Source organism: Jiangella endophytica (assembly GCF_003427025.1).
GTDB lineage: Bacteria > Actinomycetota > Actinomycetes > Jiangellales > Jiangellaceae > Jiangella > Jiangella endophytica.
Genome location: NZ_QVAI01000026.1, coordinates 1 through 19,738 on the forward strand (window position 1 = coordinate 1; position 19,738 = coordinate 19,738).

The 19,738-nt window shown below is 71.9% G+C and carries 17 protein-coding genes; 7 read left to right on the plus strand and 10 right to left on the minus strand.

Annotation, left to right across the window (positions count from 1 at the left end):
• Positions 1–53 precede the first annotated feature (53 nt).
• The 9 genes from DZA62_RS32210 to DZA62_RS32245 all read right to left on the minus strand — a co-directional run bounded on the left by DZA62_RS32210 (position 54) and on the right by DZA62_RS32245 (position 9,980).
• Positions 54–1,436: an NtaA/DmoA family FMN-dependent monooxygenase gene (locus DZA62_RS32210; protein ID WP_116953074.1), complete on the minus strand. Its 1,383-nt coding sequence runs from the start codon at positions 1,434–1,436 to the stop codon at positions 54–56.
• Positions 1,429–2,691, minus strand: a complete 1,263-nt coding sequence (locus DZA62_RS32215; protein WP_116953075.1) for an acyl-CoA dehydrogenase family protein — start codon at positions 2,689–2,691, stop codon at positions 1,429–1,431. The genes DZA62_RS32210 and DZA62_RS32215 overlap by 8 nt, the downstream gene beginning before the upstream one ends.
• Positions 2,688–4,337 carry a dipeptide ABC transporter ATP-binding protein gene (locus DZA62_RS32220; RefSeq protein WP_116953076.1) on the minus strand — a complete coding sequence of 550 codons (1,650 nt, stop codon included), beginning with the start codon at positions 4,335–4,337 and terminating at the stop codon, positions 2,688–2,690. The genes DZA62_RS32215 and DZA62_RS32220 overlap by 4 nt, the downstream gene beginning before the upstream one ends.
• Positions 4,334–5,245, minus strand: a complete 912-nt coding sequence (locus DZA62_RS32225; protein WP_116953077.1) for an ABC transporter permease — start codon at positions 5,243–5,245, stop codon at positions 4,334–4,336. The genes DZA62_RS32220 and DZA62_RS32225 overlap by 4 nt, the downstream gene beginning before the upstream one ends.
• Positions 5,242–6,210: an ABC transporter permease gene (locus DZA62_RS32230; RefSeq protein ID WP_198664430.1), complete on the minus strand. Its 969-nt coding sequence runs from the start codon at positions 6,208–6,210 to the stop codon at positions 5,242–5,244. The genes DZA62_RS32225 and DZA62_RS32230 overlap by 4 nt, the downstream gene beginning before the upstream one ends.
• Complete coding sequence (locus tag DZA62_RS32235; protein ID WP_116953078.1) at positions 6,207–7,862, minus strand: ABC transporter substrate-binding protein; 1,656 nt, start codon at positions 7,860–7,862, stop codon at positions 6,207–6,209. The genes DZA62_RS32230 and DZA62_RS32235 overlap by 4 nt, the downstream gene beginning before the upstream one ends.
• Before the next feature lie 101 nt (positions 7,863–7,963).
• The gene (locus tag DZA62_RS37745) at positions 7,964–8,059 is read right to left on the minus strand and encodes a putative leader peptide (RefSeq protein ID WP_408620085.1); all 96 of its coding nucleotides are present in this window, start codon (positions 8,057–8,059) and stop codon (positions 7,964–7,966) included.
• Positions 8,060–8,071: 12 nt separating this feature from the next.
• Positions 8,072–9,226: an FAD-dependent oxidoreductase gene (locus DZA62_RS32240; protein ID WP_116953079.1), complete on the minus strand. Its 1,155-nt coding sequence runs from the start codon at positions 9,224–9,226 to the stop codon at positions 8,072–8,074.
• Between the two features lie 292 nt (positions 9,227–9,518).
• On the minus strand, positions 9,519–9,980 hold the full coding sequence (locus tag DZA62_RS32245; protein ID WP_116953080.1) for a MarR family winged helix-turn-helix transcriptional regulator: 462 nt from the start codon (positions 9,978–9,980) through the stop codon (positions 9,519–9,521).
• A gap of 139 nt (positions 9,981–10,119) precedes the next feature.
• Between DZA62_RS32245 and DZA62_RS32250 the strand changes: the two genes are divergently transcribed.
• From DZA62_RS32250 to DZA62_RS32280, 7 genes are read left to right on the plus strand one after another with little or no spacing between them, the layout of a single operon-like run.
• Positions 10,120–11,085, plus strand: coding sequence for an ABC transporter permease (locus DZA62_RS32250; RefSeq protein WP_116953081.1), 966 nt, complete (start codon positions 10,120–10,122; stop codon positions 11,083–11,085).
• Positions 11,086–11,132: 47 nt separating this feature from the next.
• Positions 11,133–11,888: an ABC transporter permease gene (locus DZA62_RS32255; RefSeq protein ID WP_232827661.1), complete on the plus strand. Its 756-nt coding sequence runs from the start codon at positions 11,133–11,135 to the stop codon at positions 11,886–11,888.
• Complete coding sequence (locus tag DZA62_RS32260; RefSeq protein ID WP_116953083.1) at positions 11,804–13,477, plus strand: dipeptide ABC transporter ATP-binding protein; 1,674 nt, start codon at positions 11,804–11,806, stop codon at positions 13,475–13,477. The genes DZA62_RS32255 and DZA62_RS32260 overlap by 85 nt, the downstream gene beginning before the upstream one ends.
• Before the next feature lie 19 nt (positions 13,478–13,496).
• Entirely contained in the window at positions 13,497–15,128 is a 1,632-nt protein-coding gene (locus tag DZA62_RS32265) for an ABC transporter substrate-binding protein (protein ID WP_116953084.1), read from the plus strand.
• Positions 15,125–15,478, plus strand: coding sequence for a 4Fe-4S binding protein (locus DZA62_RS32270; RefSeq protein ID WP_116953085.1), 354 nt, complete (start codon positions 15,125–15,127; stop codon positions 15,476–15,478). The genes DZA62_RS32265 and DZA62_RS32270 overlap by 4 nt, the downstream gene beginning before the upstream one ends.
• Positions 15,475–17,082, plus strand: coding sequence for an FAD-binding protein (locus DZA62_RS32275; protein ID WP_116953086.1), 1,608 nt, complete (start codon positions 15,475–15,477; stop codon positions 17,080–17,082). The genes DZA62_RS32270 and DZA62_RS32275 overlap by 4 nt, the downstream gene beginning before the upstream one ends.
• The gene (locus tag DZA62_RS32280; RefSeq protein ID WP_116953087.1) at positions 17,079–18,104 is read left to right on the plus strand and encodes an LLM class flavin-dependent oxidoreductase; all 1,026 of its coding nucleotides are present in this window, start codon (positions 17,079–17,081) and stop codon (positions 18,102–18,104) included. The genes DZA62_RS32275 and DZA62_RS32280 overlap by 4 nt, the downstream gene beginning before the upstream one ends.
• Positions 18,105–18,971: 867 nt before the next feature.
• Here DZA62_RS32280 and DZA62_RS32285 read toward each other — a convergent pair.
• On the minus strand, positions 18,972–19,649 hold the full coding sequence (locus DZA62_RS32285) for a TetR/AcrR family transcriptional regulator (protein ID WP_116953088.1): 678 nt from the start codon (positions 19,647–19,649) through the stop codon (positions 18,972–18,974).
• Positions 19,650–19,738 lie beyond the last annotated feature (89 nt).

Here is a 19,738-nt window from a genome sequence, read left to right on the forward strand (position 1 = left end):
CGGGCGAGGCGGTTCGTGACGCGGGGGCGCGCCCGCACCGCCGGCGCGGGCGGTCACGACGGCCGGCGGTGGGCCGAGCCGGGATGCGTCGGGTCCGGGTACGGCGAGGCCGCGGCCGGGAAGATCCGCTCGCGCAGCGTCTCGCCCGCGCGGTAGGACTCGCGGACCAGCCCGCGCCGCCGCAGGACCGGCACGACGAGTTCCACGAAGTCGCGCAGCGAGTCGAAGCTGACGTTCTGGCTCAGGTTGAAGCCGTCGATCTCGGCGCGAGCGGCCACCCGTTCCAGGGCGGTCGCGACCTCCTCCGGACCACCGACGATCCGGAAGTCGCTCGGCCCGCTCCGGCGCGGCACCGGCTTCGACTGGAGGTCGCGGACGGTCTGGCCGGGCCGCCAGCCGCGGATGAGCATCCGGTACCCGTGGTCCTTGCGCTTGATGATGTCCTCGACCAGTTCGCCGGGGTCGTAGCGGTCCAGTTCCGGCATGCGGCGGGGCTGGGCCAGCACCTCGCGCGGCGTGCGGTGGCGGTCGTACTCGGATGCCTTCGCGGCCGCTTCGTCCGCCGTCCGGCCCACGACCACGTCGACGCTGGTGACGAACGCGATGCGGTCGGCCCGGCGGCCGTACTCGCCCGCCTGCTGCCGGACCGCCCGCACGTTCTCGCGCACCTCGTCCGCGGTCCAGCCGCCGACGAACACCACCTCGGCGTGGCGCGCGGCGAAGCTCAGACCGCGCAGGGATGTCCCGGCCTGGAAGAGGACCGGGAGCCGCTGCGGTGTCGGCGCGACCAGGTGCGGGCCCTTCACCGCGAACCGCGGTCCGCGATGGTCGATGTAGTGCACCTTCGCCGGGTCGGTGAAGACGCGCCGCTCGCGGTCCAGCATGACGGCGCCGTCGTCCCAGGAGCCGAGCAGCAACCGGTACAGGACCTCCAGGTACTCGTCGGCGATCGCGTACCGCTCGTCGTGCTCGATCTGCTCGTCCAAGCCGAAGTTCTCGGCGGCGTTCTTCAGGTACGAGGTGACGATGTTCCAGCCGATCCGGCCCCGCGAGAGCGCATCGAGCGTGGCGAGACGGCGGGCGAACGGGAACGGCGGCTCGTAGGTGGTGGAGAACGTTGCGACCAGTCCGAGGTGGTCGGTGACATCGGCGAGCGCGCCGAGCACGATCAGCGGATCGAGCGCCGGCACCTGGAACGCCTCGCGAACCGCGGTGTCGAGGCCGTCGGCGAAGACGTCGTAGGTACCCAGCACGTCGGCGAGGAACAGCTGGTCGAACGTCCCGTACTCCAGCAACTCGCCCAGCTCACGCCAGAAGCCGAGGTCGTCGACCCGGTGGCGTTGGTCGTTCGGGTGCGTCCACAGCCCGTGCGCCAGGTGTCCGGGCGTGGCCATCTCGAACAGGCTGAGCAGCAGTGGCCGGTCCCGGTCAGCCATCCGCCGTGCCTGTCTCGTCGTCCGTCGTGACGGGCTCGGGCTTCGGGGGGAACGGTGGCGGCAGCTCGCCGTGCACCTCGAAGTGCCCGATCCCTCGCTGGCGCTGCAGCAGCGGGTTGTGCGTCGCGACGGTGCGGGCGTTGCGCCAGTGCCGGTCCAGCAGCCGCCCCCGTGCGGTCGTCGACGCGCCGCCGACCTCGAAGATGCGCGTCGTCACCTGCAGCACCAGCGGGATGACGGCGATCTGCGCGCGGTACACGTCGGCCTCGATGCGCTGGTAGCAGGCCGCGCCGGTCTCGCCGCGCAGCTTCGCCTCGTAGCCGAGGTCGATCCCGGCGGCAGCCTGGAGCACAGCCGCTTCCGCGGCGTACGCGAGACCGGACGCCTCCCCCAGCACGCTCTGCACCAGCGGGTCGTCCTTCGCGGCCGTCCCGTCGGCCGACACCCGGGTGCGGGCGGCGAGGTAGGCCGTCGCGTCGTCGACCGCCGCCCGGCCGATGCCGGCGAGGACCACCAGCAGGAACAGCTGGTAGAAGGCGGGCGTGTACCCGGGCTCGCGCTCCCCCCGGGTGTGCAGGCTGAGGTGCGCCCGGTCGACCGGCACGTCCGCGAACCGGGTGGTGCCGGTGCCGGTCAGCCGCTGGCCGAAGCCGTCCCAGTCGTCGAGGACGGTCACGCCGGGATCGTCGACGGCGACCGGGAAGTTCGCGTGCCCTTCGCCGTAGCGCGCAGTGGCGTTGATCAGGTCGGCGAAGATCGTGCCGGTGCTGTAGTACTTCTCGCCGTTCAGCACCAGGCCGCCGTCCGGGGTGTCGGTCAGCTCGCTCTTCGTGTCGAGCCAGTTGGCGTTGCCCACCTCGCTCTGGGCGTTGCCGACCACGATGCCGGTGACGGCACGTTCGGCCCAGTACCGCCGGGTCTGCTCGTCCGGTCTGGTCAGCCGCACCTCGAGGAAGGCGAAGTGGCCGCGCCAGATGTGCGCGACGTTGGAGTCGATGCGGGCGAGCTCGGCCAGCAGCCGGAACAGCTCGGCGGCGCTGGCTCCGGCGCCGCCGTACTGCTCCGGCACCCGCACCGATCCGAAGCCGGCGTCGCGCAGCCAGCGCACCTGCTCGACCGGCAGGGTCCGCTTCTCCTCCCGGTCGAGGACGTTCTCCCCGATCCGCGCAAACACCGGCCGGAATTGTTCGGCCAGGCGCTGATAGCGGTCCTCGCCCGCGGTGAACCGGTCCGTCGAGACGGTGTCGATCGTCATGTGTCCCTCCCCGCTGGCGTGCTCACGTGGAGTCGTGGCACGGCCGCCAGCAGTTCCTTCGTGTAGGGCTCGCGTGGTCGTGCGAAGACCTCCTCGGTCGGGCCGCGCTCGACGGTCCGGCCGTCCTTGAGCACCAGGACGTCGTCGCTCACGTGCCGGATCACCCCGAGGTCGTGTGAGATGAACAGCAGCGCCACGCCGGTCTCGCGCTGGATGTCGTCGAACAGGTCCAGGACCTGCGCCTGGATCGACACGTCCAACGCCGAGACCGGTTCGTCGCAGACGATGATCCGCGGCTCGAGCGCCAGGGCGCGGGCGATGGCGACGCGCTGCCGCTGCCCGCCGGACAGCCGGAGCGGGTGCCGGTCGAGGAACGTCGTCGCCAACCCGACCTGGTCGAGGAGCTCGCGGACCCGTCCGGCCCGGCTGCCACGACCGTCCACGCCCGCGGCGCCGACGGCCTCGGTGAGGATCCGCCTGACCGTGTGGCGCGGGTCGAACGAGCTCAGCGGATCCTGGTAGACGACCTGGATCTGCCGCCGCAGTTCGGCGGCCTCGCGACGGCCGGCGGTGGCCCAGCTGCGGCCGGCGACGGTGACCGCGCCGGCGTCCGGCTGCGTGGAGCCGAGCAGGATGCGGCCGGCGGTCGTCTTGCCGGAGCCCGACTCACCGACCAGGCCGAGCGTGCGGCCGGACTCGAGCCGCAGGGACAGGTCGTCGACGGCGACCAGCGGCGTCCCGCCCGGCAGCCGGAACGTCTTCGTCACGCCGGCCAGCTCGGCCACCACGGTGCGCGTCGCCGGAGCCGGCGAGGCGGCGACCGGAGGGCGCCACGACCACAGCCGCTCGCCCTTGGTCCGCTCCGAGGGGACGGAGGCGAGCAGCGTCCTGGTGTAGTCGTGCCGCGGGTCCGCGAACAGCCGCGCCGTCGGTCCTTCCTCGACGATCCGGCCGTCGTTCATCACCAGGACGCGGTCGGCGATCCGGGCGACCACGGCGAGGTCGTGCGTGATGAACAGCAGGGTGTGGCCCTCGTCGCGCAGTTGCTCCAGCAGCCGCAGGATCTGCGCCTGGATGGTCACGTCGAGAGCCGTCGTCGGCTCGTCGAGGATCAGGAACGACGGCTGGGCGGCGATGGCGCTGGCGATGAGCGCGCGTTGCCGCAGCCCGCCGGAGAGCTCGTGCGGGAACTGGTGCCGACGCAGCTCGGGCTCGGGCACGCCGACGCTGCTCAGGAGCGCCAGGACCTCCTGCTGCCTACGCTCCTTCGGCCAGCCGAAGTGCGCACGGATCGGCTCCTCGATCTCCTTCGCCACCGTCCGCAGCGGGTCGAGGGAGACCAGCGCGTCCTGCAGCACGAAGCCGATCTCGCGGCCCCGGATCGAGCGCCAGTCCCGGGTGGCCAGCGAGAGCAGGTCACGGCCGCCGAAGCGCAGGCCGTCGGCCCGCACTTCCGACCGGTCACCGGTCAGCCCGACGATCGTGCGCGCGGTGACGCTCTTCCCCGAGCCCGACTCGCCGACGATCGCCACCGACTCGCCGCGCTGGACCTGGAACGAGATGCCCTTCACCACCTCGTCGCCGGCACCGCGGCCGAACGAGACCGACAGGCGCCGGACGTCGAGCAGTGCCTCGGGTGCGTTCATCCGGTCCGCCCTTCGACCCGGGCCTGCAACTGCCGGCCCATCGTGGTGGTGCTGATGACCAGTGCCGTGATCGCCAGGCCCGGGAACGCTCCGTACCACCAGGCGAGCTCCAGGTAGTTCCTGGACACCGACAGCATCGAGCCCCATTCCGGTGTCGGCGGCGAGACCCCGAGACCCAGGAAGCTGAGCCCGGCCCCGGCCAGCGTGGCCGTGCCGATGCCGATCGTGGCCAGCACGATCACCGGCCGGATCGCGTTGGGCAACACGTGCCCGGTGACGATGCGCCGGCGGTTCAGTCCGATGCCGCGGGCCGCCTCGACGTACCCGGACCGCCGGACGGCCAGGGTCTGGCCGCGGATCAGCCGGGCATAGTTGGGGATGCCGGCGATGCCGATGGCCAGGACGACGTTGAGGGTGCCGCCGCCGAACACGGCGATGATCAGCAGGGCGAGCAGCAGCTCCGGGAAGGCGAGCGACACGTCGGTCAGCCGCATGAGCAGACCGTCGAGCAGGCGGTTCCCGAGTCCGGCGATCACCCCGACGACGCTTCCGACACCGACCGCGATGGCCGTGGCCCCGACGCCGAGGAGCACCGCGTTCCGGGCGCCGTGCACCAGCCGGCTGGCGATGTCTCGGCCCGACTCGTCGGTGCCGAACACGTGCTCGGCGCTGGGCGGGGCCAGGACCGCGGCGAGGTCGGTCGCCAGCGGATCATGCGGCGCCAGCAGGCTCGGCGCGACGGCGGCGAGTGCGATCAGGCCGAGCACCGCGGCCGATACCCAGAACGCCCAGCCGAAGCCGCGACGCGACCCCGCCGTCCACCGGCGTCCCGGGACGGCCACCGTGCCGGCGAGGACCGCCGCCGGCGGCGGCTCGGCCGCCTCCGTGACCTCCGGGGTCGCGCTCACGCCGTCACCTCGCTCCTGAGCCGAGGGTCGATGAGCGGGTAGACGACATCGACCAGGAAGTTCACGACGACGTACGCCAGCGCCGCCAGCAGCACCAGCCCCAGGACCAGCGGGACGTCGTTGGCGGTGACCGCGGTGACCAGGACACGGCCCACCCCCTGCCGGCTGAACAGCGTCTCCGCGATCACCGCGCCACCCAGCAGCCCGCCGACCAGGAAACCGGTCAGCGTGGTCAGCGGGATGAGGGCGTGACGTAGCGCGTGCCGCAGCCGGACGGCGGCCTCGCTCAGGCCACGCGTGCGCGCCGTCAGGACGAACGGCTCGTCCAGCGTGTCCTCCAGGCCGTTGCGGAGCACCTGGATCAGCGGCGGGGCGGCGCCCACCGCGATGGTCAGCGCGGGCAGGACCAGTGTCTGCCAGCCGCCGCTCCCGATGGCCGGCAGCCAGCCGAGCCGGAACGAGAACACCGTCAGCAGCACGATCCCCACCCAGAAGCCGGGCGCGGAGATGAAGAACAGCTCGACCACCGAGGAGACACCACGACCGAACCGCCGCTTCGCCGTGAGCAGCGACACGGCGAACGCCAGCACCAGCGTGGTCGCGAACGCGGCGGCCGCCAGCTGGACCGTGGGGCCGAGCTGATCCGCGATGAGCGTCGTCACCGGCTGTTGCCGCTGGTACGACGTCCCCAGGTCGCCCCGGACGAGCTGGCCGAGGTACTCCAGGTACTGCTGGTACAGCGGCTGGTCGAAGCCGTAGGTCTCCCGGATGGCCGCCACCTGCTCCGCACTCAGGCTCACCTGGTCCGGATTCCCGGCGATGGCGTACACGGGATCGCCGGGAAGCACGTACAGCGCGAGGAAGCCGAGCGTCGCCGCTCCGAAGAGAACGCCGACGCCGGCCAGCGCCCGCGCGCCGATGCGGCGCAGGTACGGCCGCACGGTCCTGCCGCGGGCCTGCGTCACCCCGTGGCGTCCTTCCAGGTGTTGTAGAACCACAGATTCCCGTAGGCCCGGTCGAAGGCGATGTCGTGCACGTAGTCGTGGTACGACACCAGCGATGGCCGGTAGTAGAGCGGGATCGACGGGACGATCTCGGTCAGCCGCTCCTGCGCCTGGGCGTACAGACCGGCCCGCTCCTCGGTGTCGGTGGTGCTCCGGCCCTGCGAGATCAGCTGGTCCAGCTCGGCGTCGGCGGTGAAGGTCTGGTTGGTGCCACGGCGCTCGGGGGTGGTGATCTCCGACGAGTGGTACTTGATGAACAGCACGTCGGCGGTGTTCGTCGTCCAGATGCCGGCGCTGAGGTGGTGCCCGCCGTCGGCGACGATCTGCTGCTGCTGGTCGTCGGAGAGGACCTCGATGACGACCTCCACGCCGACCGCCTTGAGCTGCGACTGCGCCAGCTCGACGATCTGGTTCGCCTGGGTGACGTCGCCAAGTGTCGGGAAGTACAGCGACAGGCGCCGGCCGTCCCGCACGCGGTAGCCCTCGGCGTCGCGCTCGGTCCAGCCGGCCTCGTCGAGGAACTCGTTCGCCTGGTCGACGTCGTACGCGAACTCGGCGTTGGTGTTCTCGACGTACGCCGGAGTGGACGGCACGAGGAAGCCGTCGGCGACCTCCCACTCGCCGAAGGACACAGTCTCGACGATGGCTTCCCGGTCGAGTGCGGCGAAGACGCCCTTGCGTACCAGTACGTCGTCCAGCGGCGGGTTCGACTCGTTCAGCCAGAGCGCGTACGGGTGACCCGGCCGGTCGAACTTGACGAACTCGAGGTTCTCGCTGTCGCGTACGGACTGCGCGTTCTGCGGCGGCGTCCAGTCGATGAGGTCGACGTCGCCGGCGACCAGCGCGTTGTAGCGGACGCTGTCCTCGGCGATGAAGTTGATCTCCAGGCCGTCCAGGTAGGCCGGCCCGGTGTGCGTGGCGCCGGACTCGGGCGCCCAGTCGTAGTCGTCGTAGCGCTCGTAGACGATCTTCTCGCCCTTGGTCCAGCTGACGAACCGGAACGGCCCGGACCCGATGGGGTTCTCCGCGACGGTCTCCGGCGCCTCGGCGAGCTGCTGGGGCGAGATGATCCCGAGATAGCCCTGGGCAAGCACGCTGAGGAACGCCGAGTAGGGCTCGCTGAGCGTCACCTCGAGCGTGAGATCGTCGATCACCTCCGAGCTCTGGTAGGGCGCGAGGTACGAGCCGGCGAGCACGGCCTGGGTCGCCGGGTCGAGGGCATGCTCGAAGTTGAGCTTGAGGCCTTCGGCGGTCCACTCGGCGCCGTCGTGGAACGTGACGCCGTCGCGCAGGTGGAACGTGTACGTCAACCCGTCGTCGGAGATGTCGGCCGATTCGGCCAGCAGCCCCTCCAGCTCACCGTCCTCGGTCTGCCAGAACAGCGTGTCGAAGATCGGGCGGAAGATCAGCGGATCGTTGGAGTTTCCCTGCGACTGCGGGTCGAGTTTGGTCGGTTCCCAGGCGTTGAGCGCGACCTTGAGCACGCCGCCGGACACCGGCTGCGCGTCCGCGCTCTGCTCGCTCGCCGGCGTGGTCGAACCGCCGCAGGCCGCCGCGGCCGCGACGATCGCCAGGCCGGCCAGGACGCCGCCGGCCCTCTTCAGTGCTGCCATGTGGACTCCGTGTGCTCTCGGGTGTGGATGGGGTCGCATGCTGACGCCCGGCTGCGGGGACCAGGTCCCGCATCCGGCTGAGGTCTGTTCGAAAGAGGAGGTCAGACGTCCGTCGGGACCCGACACAGCAGGCTCGCGACGCGCATCAGATCGACGTGGCGTCGCTGGGTGAGGAACGGGGCGAGCATGCTGCCCATTTTCCTACTGGATCAGTAGGTTTTGAATGCCTCGTCTGCGATGTGAGACGCGAGCGGCGACCGCGCGTACGGCAGCCTGAACCGAGGCGGCGTACGCGCACTTCCGGTGGCGAGGTCAGCCAGGACCTCCGCGGCCGCGGGCGCGAACGTGAAGCCGCGGCCGGAGCAGGCCGAGCCGACGACGATCGGACCGGCCCGATCCAGGACGAAGTCGTTGGCAGGTGTCGAGGTGGAGACGCAGCTCAGATGGCGGCCGGACGTCGCCTCGACACCAGGGACCCACCCTCGGACGTAGTCGCGCAGCTCCGTGGCCAGCCGTGCGTCGGGCAGGAACGTGCGCAGGTCGGGATCGGCCCGCACCCCGCCGCGGGCCAGCCCGACCTTCAGACCCTCCCCCGGCGTCAGCAGCCCGTAGGCCGCGCGAGCGCCACCGGACGGCTCACCCGTGCCCACATGGTGCAGGAAGCTCGGCCAGGCCGCCGAGTCGTCGGCCGGAGCGAAGTGCGCCGGCTGGTCCTGGGTCACGACGAGGTCGGGCAGCCGGACCACGCCGCCGATCAGGTCCGGCACCCAGGGCCCGGCCGTCACGACGACCCGCCGCGCCCGGATCACCTCCGCATCGGTGCGCACGACCGCGCGGTCGTCGCCGTCGACGCCGACGTGCCGGACCGGCGTCCGGTACCTCACCTCGGCGCCCCGCTCCACCGCAAGCCGCCGCAGCGCCGCCACGCAGCGGTCGGCGTGCAGCCGGCCGGCATCGGGCTGATACAGCACCGGCGACTCGAAGCGCAGTCCGGGCCAGCGGTAGCGCGCCTGCGCCGCGGGCAGAACGGCGTAGGGCACACGGCGGCTCGACAGCGCCGACGCGACCGCTCGCAGCGCCGCGGCATCACCATGGTCGACACCACCGGTGGTGGTGAGGAGCTCCTGCCCGCACTCCCCCTCGAGCTGGCGCCACAGCGCGAACGCGTGCTGCGCGAGGCGGACGTAGCCGGCCCGCGGGTGGGCGAGCCGGAAGCCGCGCGACGCCCCGTGCGAGCTGCCGCGCACATGCTCGGCCTCGAACCGCTCGAGCAGGACGACGTCGACCCCCCGGCGGGCCAGGCGCCAAGCGGTGGCCGACCCCACCACGCCACCGCCGACGATGACCACGTCGCGCCGCGTCATCGCTCGACCCGGGGGACGGCCGGCGGAGGAACCATGGAACGACGCTACGGAACCAATTCCTACTAATCAAGTAGGTAAAGCAAAGGCGTCGATCTCGTCGAGGATGCCCGCTCGACCAGATCGGGAGCGAACGAGGCCCGCACGCCGACGCGCGCCGACTCCGCGCACACCGTGGCCGGCGAGCTCCGCTCACGCGCGGCCGTGCGCGGCTCCGCGCCGTAGCCGGCCACTGCGGGGCGCCGCGGACCCGGTTCGCCGCACTCGCACCGTCCCGCCCCAAACATCGCGACTGTCACGTGCGCAGGCCGGCCAACACCGCTTGCGAGATCTCCTCCAGCGCGACCACCTGGTCGTCGTCGAGACGGTCGAGCAGCCAGCGGCGGACATGAGCGGCACGGATGGGTGCCGCCCGCCCGAACGCCGCGCGGCCGGTCGCAGTGATCTCGAAGACCGCCACCCGCCCGTCGACGTCGGCGGGGCGGGTCAGCAGGCCGCGCTGCACCATCCGGTTGAGGTGATGGTGCAGCCGGGTCTTCTCCATCTGGGCGACCGCGCTGAGCTCGTACGCGCGCAGCCGCCCACCGGGCGCCTCGCTCAGCACGGTCAGCACGACGAAGTCCGGTTCGGAGAGCCCGGCCTCACGACTGAGCGACTGCGCCATCCGCCGCCAGAACAGGTCCTGCATCTCGAAGAAGACCTGCCAGGCATGTTGATCGCGCTCGTCGAGCCAGCCCGCGGTGCCGCTACTGGTCATGTGCGGAGCCTACGGCACGAGTTGACATGTCTACTCATATCCGCCTACCGTATCCTGAGTTGACACATCAACTCGAACGAATTTCCTAGTAAGTCGATCGGCTTCATGTCTATTCCACGGCGGCGCGGAGGGGGCTCGCATGGCGCGGTACGTCCTGGCCCGCCTGACGCAGGCGGCGTTCGTGCTGTGGGCGGCCTACACCGTGTCGTTCGTGGTGCTGTTCGCGCTGCCCGGCGACCCGGTCGCACTCATGGTCGGCCCGGACGCGAACGTCACCGAAGAGCAGATGGCTGCGATCCGGTCGCAGTACGGCCTGGACCGCCCGCTCGCCGTGCAGTACCTGGCCGGTCTGGCCGAGGCCACGCGCGGCGACCTCGGCGACTCGATGCAGGCCAGACAGCCGGTGACCACCGCCATCGCCGAGTCGTTCGGCCCCACGGCCAAGCTGGCCGGCGCCGCGCTGGTCGTCGGCACCGCCGCCGGGGTCCTGCTGGCGCTGCTTGCCATGCTGGCGCCGCGGCCGTGGCAACGCACCGCCCTGCTCACCCTGCCGCCGCTCGGTGTCGCGGTTCCGTCGTTCCTGCTAGGGCTGCTCCTGCTGCACCTGTTGTCGTTCCGGTGGCAGCTGTTCCCGGCCTCGGGCGACGACGGCTGGCGCAGCCTGGTGCTGCCCGCCCTCACCATGGCCGCGCCCGCGGCCGGCGTGATCGCTCAGGTCCTGGCGGCCGGGCTGCGCCAAGCCGGCCGCGAGGACTACATGGTGACGGCCCGGGCCAAGGGCAACAGCCGGCCACGCGCCTATGCGCGCCACGCCCTGCGCAACGCCGCGCTGCCGGCGCTGACGATGACCGGCCTCCTGGTCGGTGGTCTGCTGGCCGGTTCGGTCGTGGTCGAGACGGTGTTCGCGCGACCGGGCCTCGGTCGCCTCACGACCATGGCTGTGAGCGCACAGGACCTCGCGCTCGTGCAGGGACTGGTCCTGGTCGGCGCGGCACTGTTCGTCCTGGTGAACCTGGCCGTCGATCTGCTCTACCCACTGCTGGACCCACGAGTGGCGACGGCGCCGCGACGGCGGGCCGGCGTTCGGCAGATCACGGCGCTGTAGGCATGCGGCTCGTCCCGAGGCGCGGCGGGTCCGCTCCAGTCATCTCCGTGTTGTGGCTCACGGCCGCAGCCGCAGCGGCGCTGACGCCCGGTCTGCTGGCGCCGGGCGACCCGTCCGCCGTCGAGCCCGCCAACCGGCTCCGGCCTCCGTCGTGGCAGCACCTCTTCGGCACCGACGAACTCGGCCGCGACCTGTTCACCCGGGTCGTGCACGGCGCGTCGATCTCACTCACCGCGGCCCTCGTCGCCACGGCCGTCGGCCTGGTGCTGGGCTCCGCACTCGGGCTGCTCGCCGGCTTCGCCCGCGGCTGGACCGACACCGGCGTGATGCGCGTGGTCGATGTACTGCTCTCGATCCCGAGCCTGCTGCTGTCACTGGCGCTGATCGCCGCGCTAGGGCCCGGCGTCTGGAACGTCGCCGTCGCCGTGGGTCTGGCCAGTGTGGCGGCATGCGCCCGCATCATGCGCTCGGAGGTGCTCCGCGTGCGGGAGAGCCTGTTCGTCGAGGCCGCACACGCCGGCGGCGCCCGATGGTCCCGCGTGCTGCTGCGGCACGTGCTGCCCAACGCCACCGGCCCGGTCGCAGCGCTGGCCGCGCTGGAGTTCGGTGCCGCGATCCTGGCGGTCTCGGCGTTGAGCTTCCTCGGCTACGGAGTTCAGCCGCCCGATCCCGAGTGGGGCTCGCTGGTCGCGACGGGACGCGACTTCCTGCGCGAGGCATGGTGGCTCGCTCTGCTGCCCGGTTGCACCGTCGCGCTCACCGTGCTGGCCAGCAATCGGCTCGCCCGGGCGGTGCGGCCGTGACGGCGCCGCTGTTGCGGGTCAGCGGCCTGGCGGTGCGGTACCGGAGCCGCTCCGGTGACGTGGACGCGCTCCATTCGGCCGGCATCGAGATCGCGCCCGGCCAGACCGTGGCCGTCGTGGGCGAGTCGGGCTCGGGCAAGTCGACCCTGGCGCACGCGGTGCTGGGCCTGCTGCCCGACGCCGCGCGGATCGTGGCCGGCCGGATCGACTTCGACGGGATGGACCTCACCCGGCTGCACGAACGTGCGTTCACCACCCTCCGCGGGCGCGAGATCGCGCTCGTGCCACAGGACCCGGGCACCGGGCTGAACCCGGTACAGCGCATCGGCGACCAGGTGGCCGAGGTGCTGCGCCTGCACGACCTGGCCGGTGCCCGCGACGCCGCCGTCCGCACCGTCGGCCTCCTCGAGGAGGCCGGTGTGCCGGAGCCGGCACTGCGGGCCCGGCAGTATCCGCACGAACTCTCCGGCGGGCTGCGGCAACGGGCGCTCATCGCGATGGCGCTGGCCGGTCGGCCCCGGCTCGTGGTCGCCGACGAGCCGACCAGCGCGTTGGACGTCACCGTGCAGCAGCACGTGCTGGACCGGCTGGAGACGCTCACCCGGGCGTCCGGCACCGCCGTCCTGCTGATCACCCACGACCTCGCTGTGGCCGCCGACCGTGCCGATCACATCGTCGTGCTGTCCGGTGGCCGTGTGGTGGAGGCCCACGACCGCGGCGAGGTGCTTTGCGCACCCGCCCGGCGCACCGTTCCGCGCCGGCCGCCGGCACGCTCGGACGGCGACGTCCACGTGCGCGCCGAAGCGCTGGTCAAGGAGTACCCGCTCCCCCGAGGCTACGAGGGCGACCAGGTGCTCCGGGCGGTGGACGACGTCACTTTCGAGCTGCGGCGAGGCGAGACGTTCGGGCTGGTCGGCGAGTCCGGATCGGGGAAGTCCACGATCGCCCGGATCCTGCTCGGGCTGACCCCGCCGACCTCGGGCCGGGTGCTGGTCGACGGCCGGGACGTCGCCGCGCTGAGCAGCCGCGACCGGCGCCAGCTGCGCCGGACCGTCCAGGTCGTCCACCAGAACCCTTATGCCTCGCTGAACCCGCGCATGGATGTCGCCCGGATCGTCCAGGAGCCACTCGCGTCGTTCGGTATCGGCACTCGTGCCGAGCGCCGCGCCCGTGCCGCCGAGCTGCTGGACCTCGTCCGGCTCCCGGCCGTCCTCGCGCGGCGCCGGCCGCACGAGCTCTCCGGTGGGCAGCGGCAGCGGGTCGCGATAGCCAGGGCACTGGCGCTGCGGCCGCTGCTGCTGGTCTGCGACGAGCCGGTGTCCGCGCTCGACGCCTCCGTGCAAACGCAGCTCGTCGACCTGCTGGTCGACCTGCAGGCGCAGCTCGACGTCACCTACCTGTTCATCACGCACGACCTGGCTCTGGTGCGCGACCTCGCCCATCGAGTCGGCGTGCTCGAGCGGGGCCGGCTGGTCGAGCAGGGGCCGGTCGACCGGCTCTTCGCCGACCCCGGCCACGCCTACACCCGCCGGCTGCTGGCCGCCGTACCCGGCAGCCGGACGCCATCCGCTCCGACACTGCCCACCTGACTCTCCGGAGGTCCTTCTCGTGTCCATCCGATCGCGCCGGTTCCCCCGGCTCCTCGTCGCGGCCGCGGCCCTGACCGCGCTCGTCCTCGCCGGCTGCGGCGACGACGCGTCCGACGACGCCGGCTCCGAACCCGCCGACGTGGCCTCGCCGCGGCCCGGCGGCACACTGACCGTCGCGTTGCAGACCGACCCGCTCAGCGTCGACCCCCGCGCCTACACCTTCGGCGCCGCCGTCTACGTCACCCGGCAGGTCGTCGACTCGCTGGTCGCGCAGGACCCGGCCGACGGCTCGCTGGTGCCGTGGCTGGCGGAGTCGTGGCAGGTCAGCCCCGACGCCACCACGTTCACCTTCCACCTGCGCGACGACGTCACGTTCTCCGACGGCACGCCGCTGACGGCGGAGGTGGTCAAGGCGAACTTCGACGATCTGACGGCGAACCAGGCCACCGTGAACCCGGTGATCGTCTCGCAGCTGGCCGGGTTCGAAGCGGCGACCGTGACGGATGAGCACACCGTCGAGTTCACGTTCACCGAGCACAATGCCGCCTTCCTGCAGGCCACGTCGGAGCCGGGCCTCGGCATCCTGGCCCCGGCGACCCTCGCGCTGCCAGTCCAGGAGCGCACCGCCGATGTCGTCGGCACCGGGCCGTTCGTCCTGGAGTCCTACGAGAAGGACGCCGAGGTCTCGCTCGGCCGCCGCGACGGCTACGCCTGGGCGCCGCCGTTCCGCGAGAACACCGGCGCCGCCTACCTCGACCAGATCGTGTTCACCGTCGTGCCGGAGTCCGCCGTCAGGTCCGGCAGCCTGGAGTCCGACCAGGTCCTGGCCATCGCCGACGTGCCCGCCCAGGATGTCGCTGCCCTCCGCGACGGCGGGTACGCCATTGTCGACCGGCCCAACCCCGGCGTCGTCTACGGCCTGCTGCCGGTGTCGACCCCGCGCCAGCCGCTCGACGACGTGGACGTGCGCCGCGCGCTCTCGCACGCCATCGACGGCACGCTGGTCCGCGATACGGTGCTGAGCCCCGAGTTCGCCCCGGCCACCGGAGTGCTGTCCACGACGACGCCCGGGTACGTCGACCTCGGCGACGAGATCGCCTTCGACCCCGACACCGCGCGCGAGTTGCTCGACGGCGCGGGCTGGCGCGAGGGCGCTGACGGGACCCGCGAACGCGATGGCCAGCGCCTGCGCCTCGTAGCGGCGTTCCTCGACGACTTCAGCGCCAACCAACCCGCCCTGGAGCTCATCGCCGCGCAGCTGGCCGATGTGGGGGTCGAGCTGGAGCTGGCCAAGCAGGCGCCCGCCGATCTGCTGGCCGGTTTGGAGAACGTCACCACAGACCTGCTCTGGAACAGCGTCACGCGGGCCGAGGGCGACATCCTGCGGTCGTTCTCCAGCGCGCCGCCGAACTACTACCACTACGACGACCCCGAGCTGGACGCGCTGCTAACCGAACAGCGCGGTATCGGGGACCCCGGCCGGCGCGCCGACCTGCACGCCGAGATCCAGCGGCGCATCATCGACCAGGCGCTCATCGTGCCGGTGTTCGAGCAGACCGCCGTGCTCGCGACCAGCGCGTCCGTGCACGGCCTCGCGCTGGGCGCGAACTCGCGGCTCGACCAGCTCGGCGACGTCTGGCTGTCGGAATGATCGAGCTGATCAGCGCCGAGCGCTGCATCGGGTGCGACCTGTGCATCCGGGTGTGCCCAACCGATGTGTTCGACGCGGCCGCCGGCGGCGGTGTCCCGGTCATCGCGCGGCAGGATGACTGCCAGACGTGCTTCATGTGCGAGTCGCGATGCCCGGTCGACGCGATGTACGTCGCGCCGCTGCGCACGCCCGCACCGGCGGACTCCGTCCACCGCGACCTCGACCGGCTGGCGGCGGACGGCACGCTTGGCAGCTACCGGGCCCGCCTCGGCTGGGGCCACGGCCGGCGCCCGCCGCGCACGTCGGAACAGCTGTACGCCATCGCCGGCCTGACCGGGCCGGAGCGATGACGCCGCGCGAGCGCGACCCGCTGCGGGTGACCACCGACGTGCTGGTCGTCGGCGGCGGGCCGGCGGCCACCTGGGCGGCGCTGGCCGCGCGCGCCGCCGGCGCCGAAGTGCTGCTGGTCGACAAGGGCTACTGCGGCACCAGTGGCGTCACCGCGTCCGCGGGTACGACGCACTGGCTGGTCCCGCCGAAACACCGGGCCGCGGCCGCCGCCGAGCGCGACCGCCGCGGCGCCGGTCTGACCGACCCGGCGTACCTCGACCGCACCATGGACCAGTCGTGGCGGCGCTACCAGCCGGTCGCCGCCGCGATCGGCTACCCGGCCACAGGCTACTTCCGCGACGTGCTGGGCGAGCGGCACCTGGTGCAGGGCCCGGTCTACATGAAGGAGATGCGCCGGCGCGTCCGTCGAGCGGGCGCGCGGATCCTCGACCACGCACCGGCGCTCGGGCTGCTGCGCGACGGCGACGGCCAGGTCCGCGGCGCTCGCGGCGTGCTGCGCCAGGAGGACCGCGCGTGGTCGGCCACCGCAGGCGGCGTGGTGCTGGCCACCGGCGGCTGCGCCTTCCGCAGCGGCGCCCTCGGCTCGCACGTGAACACCGGCGACGGCCTGCTCATGGCCGCCGAGGTCGGCGCGGCACTGTCTGGCATGGAGTTCTCGAACTACTACGGGCTCTCCCCGGCCGGCGCCGCCATGGAGAAGAACCTGTACTTCCGCACCGCCACGTACACCGACGCCGACGGCGCCGTCGTCGCCGAGGACCCGGACGAGATCGGCGCCATGGTCACCGGCCGGGTCGCGCTGATGCGGGCCCGGCTGGCCGGGCCGCTCTACGCCGTCCTCGACCGCACGACCCCGGCGCATCGAGCAGATCTGCGAGCCCAGACCGCCAACGCCTTCCTCGTCTTCGACCGGCTCGGCATCGACCCGTTCCGCCAGCGGTTCGAGGTCGACTTCGTGCTGGAGGGCACCATCCGCGGCTCCGGCGGCGTGCGGACGCTCGACCCGTCCGGCTGGACCGGCGTCCCGGGTCTGTGGGCCGCCGGCGACACCGCGTCGCGCGAGCCCCTCGTCGGCGCGTCGAGCGGTGCCGGCGCACCGAACTCGTCCTGGACCGTCGCCTCCGGCAGCCTCGCCGGGAGCGCCGCCGCCCGGCACGCGCTGGCCTCCGCCACCTGGCCGGCACCTGCTGCCGGAACCGGCACCGCGGGCGTCTCTGCCGGCCGGACTCGCGGTCGACGGCCGTGGCGAGACGTCGTCGACACCGTGCAGGCCGTCATGCTGCCGATGGCGCCGAACGCGTTCCGGAGCGCCGGCACCCTCGCCGCCGGGCTGCGCCGCCTCGACGCGACCTGGCGCGAGCTCCGTGAGCTGCCCGCCGGCACCGGCCGACAGCAGGTCGAGGCGCGCGAAGCGGCCGCGATGCTGGCCGCCGCCCGATGGGTGCAGCACAGCGCCCTCGCACGCACCGAGTCCCGTGGCCTGCACCGCCGCCTCGACCACCCCGGCACCGACTCGGCGCAGCGCGGCCACGTGCTCGTCCACGGCGTCGACCACCCCGTCGTCCAACGCATCCCAGCGATCAGGAAGGACCCGGTCCGATGAAGTTCATCCTCCTCCCCCACGTCGCGGACCCCCGCAAGCCCGAGCACGTCCAACTGGCCGAGATCGTGGAGCTCGGCGTCTTCGCCGAACAACTCGGATTCGACGGCTTCGGCGTCGGCGAGCGGCACGACCGGCCGGCGCTGTCGTCCTCACCGGCCGTCATCCTCAGCAACCTGGCCGCCCGGACGTCGACGATCCGGCTGTTCACCGCGATCACCGCGCTCGGCCTGCACGACCCGTTGCGCGCCTACGAGGACTACGCGACGCTGGACAACCTCGCCCAGGGCCGCCTCGACCTCATCATCGGCAAGGGCGCCTACACCACCACCCAGCGCTTGTTCGGCGTCACCACCGACGACCAGTGGCACCGGCTGCAGGAGAACTACGACTTGTTCCGGCGGCTGTGGACGCAGGATAGCGTCACGTGGGCGGGCCGCTTCCGGCCCGCGCTGGGGAACGCCGAGGCCCTGCCGCGCCCGTTCCAGCCGCGGCTGCGCATCTGGCATGGCAGCGCCACGAACCCGCAGAGCGCCGACTTCGCCGCCCGTCACGGCGACCCGATCTTCTCCTCCAACGGCGGCGTCGGGATCAACCGGTACGTCGGCCTGATCGAGCACTACCGCGAGCAGTTCGCCGCCTACGGCCACGATCCCGCCGAAGCGCTGGTCGGCATAGGCACCGCCGGCTACTTCGGGGCCCGGACGACGCGCGAGGCGGTGGAGAAGTACCGCCCGGTCTTCCAAGCCCGGCTCGCCGTGAACCACAAGTACGACGGCGCCACCATCGGCGGCTCGCTGGAGGAGTGGATCGAGCACAGCTCCGTGCTCGTCGGCACACCCCAGCAGATCATCGAGAAGATCCACGCCCAGCACGAGCGGTTCGGCCACGAGGTCTTCCACATCCACGTCGACGCCGAGATCCTCCACCGCCGCGACTACCTGGACACCCTCGAACTGTTCTTCACCGAGATCGCTCCCGTCATCCGCAAGGACCTCCCTGGCCGGACCCTTGACTGGGTGTGACGGCCGGCTTGGTCGCGGACCACCAACACCGCCCTACGACGCACGACCGCCCGTCCATCTAGGTCGAGCAGGACTGGTACGCACTGCCGGGGCCGCCTCGGTGAGGCCTGGCGTCCTTCGGCCAGTATCGGACATGTCGAAGGGGGTCTGCCGAACAAGACCCAAGCTCGATGCGGGGTGCGGGACGGGCTCTACCCGTCAGTCCGTACGCGTGCACCAGTCGCGCGGCTCGGCCTCGCGGTCCTTCTGGACTGGTGGTAGGCGCGCAAGTGCCCGCACATCTCCACCGCGTCATCGAGGATGACGTGCCGGGAACTGGTCGCGATGTCGCCTGATAAGAACACGACAGGTTGAACAAGATTTGATCTCATCGTCAGCGACCTGCTGGCCGGAGCAACACTCCTCCGAGACGCGTTCGGGTTCACTGAAGTCTGTTGTGAAGCAGCATTTGCCGAACTCGTCTCTGGCGACTTCGCAGTAATGCTCAGCCCGAATGCGAGAATCGACCTTCCCGAAAGCAATGGCATCGTTCTGCACATCGAGGTGGATGATCCTCGCGAGGCAACGCGGATCGCGGTCGCGGCTGGCGCCGAGGTTCTCCTTGACACGGAGGCGACGGGATGGGGAACGGTGTCCACCCTGCTGAGGGGGCCAGGAAGGACCGTAATTGATCTGTACAAGAACAGTGCAGGACGATTGCCGGAGCACGGCTCCCCGCCGCCCCGCGCGAGCTGGTCACCGAAGGGGTCCAGCGGCGGCGCCGTGACCGACGAAACTACTCCGAGCAGGTCATCAGGATCGGCACCGTCGAGAGCGGTCTCGAACTCCTCGACGACCTCGAGACCGGCCCCGTCACGGTCGAACCGATCACCTGACGTCCCGCGACCCCGAGAATGTCGCCGGACGCGAGAGGCGGACCATGGCGCGGTAGAGCGCCGGGGGTGCGGGCGGGTCTGCGAGGGGCAGCAGCGGGGCGCCGGGGGTGGCGAAACCGCGGATCAGGTGTCCGACGACACGGCGCCAGCTACCGGGTGCGGCGTCGCCGGTGGCGGCGATGACGCCGGCGTTGGCCATCAGCACGAGGACGAGGTCCTCGGCGACGAAATCGGCGCGCAGGTGACCGGTGGCCTTGGCGCGGGTGATGAGCTCCAGGAACCCGTCGTACGCCTCGGCGCGCCGGGCTTCGAGGCCTTTGGCGGCGGGGAAGGTCCTGGTCAGGACGTCGGCGAAGCCGCGGTCGGCGGCCTGCATGGCGCAGACGGCCTCGAGGAAACGGGTGAAGCCGTGCCAGGGATCGGGGTCAGCGAGGGCGTCCGCGGTGGCCGCGGCGTAGGCGTCCATCCGGTCGGAGAACACCGCGGTGACGAGGTCGTCACGGGTGGCGAACCGGCGTGCGACGGTGGCCTTGCCGACCCCGGCCTCCCGGGCCACCGCCGCTAGTGAGACGCCCAGGCCTTCGGCTGCGTACAGGCGGCGGGCGGCCACCATGATGCGTTCGCGGTTGCGTTCGGCGTCGGCGCGCAACCCCGGCTCGGACTCTGTCATGCGCACCACACTACTAAGTGGAACACCCTTCCCGATTCTGTTGTTACGCTACGGCAGGAAAATGGGAAGGCCGTTCCAATTAGTCTCGA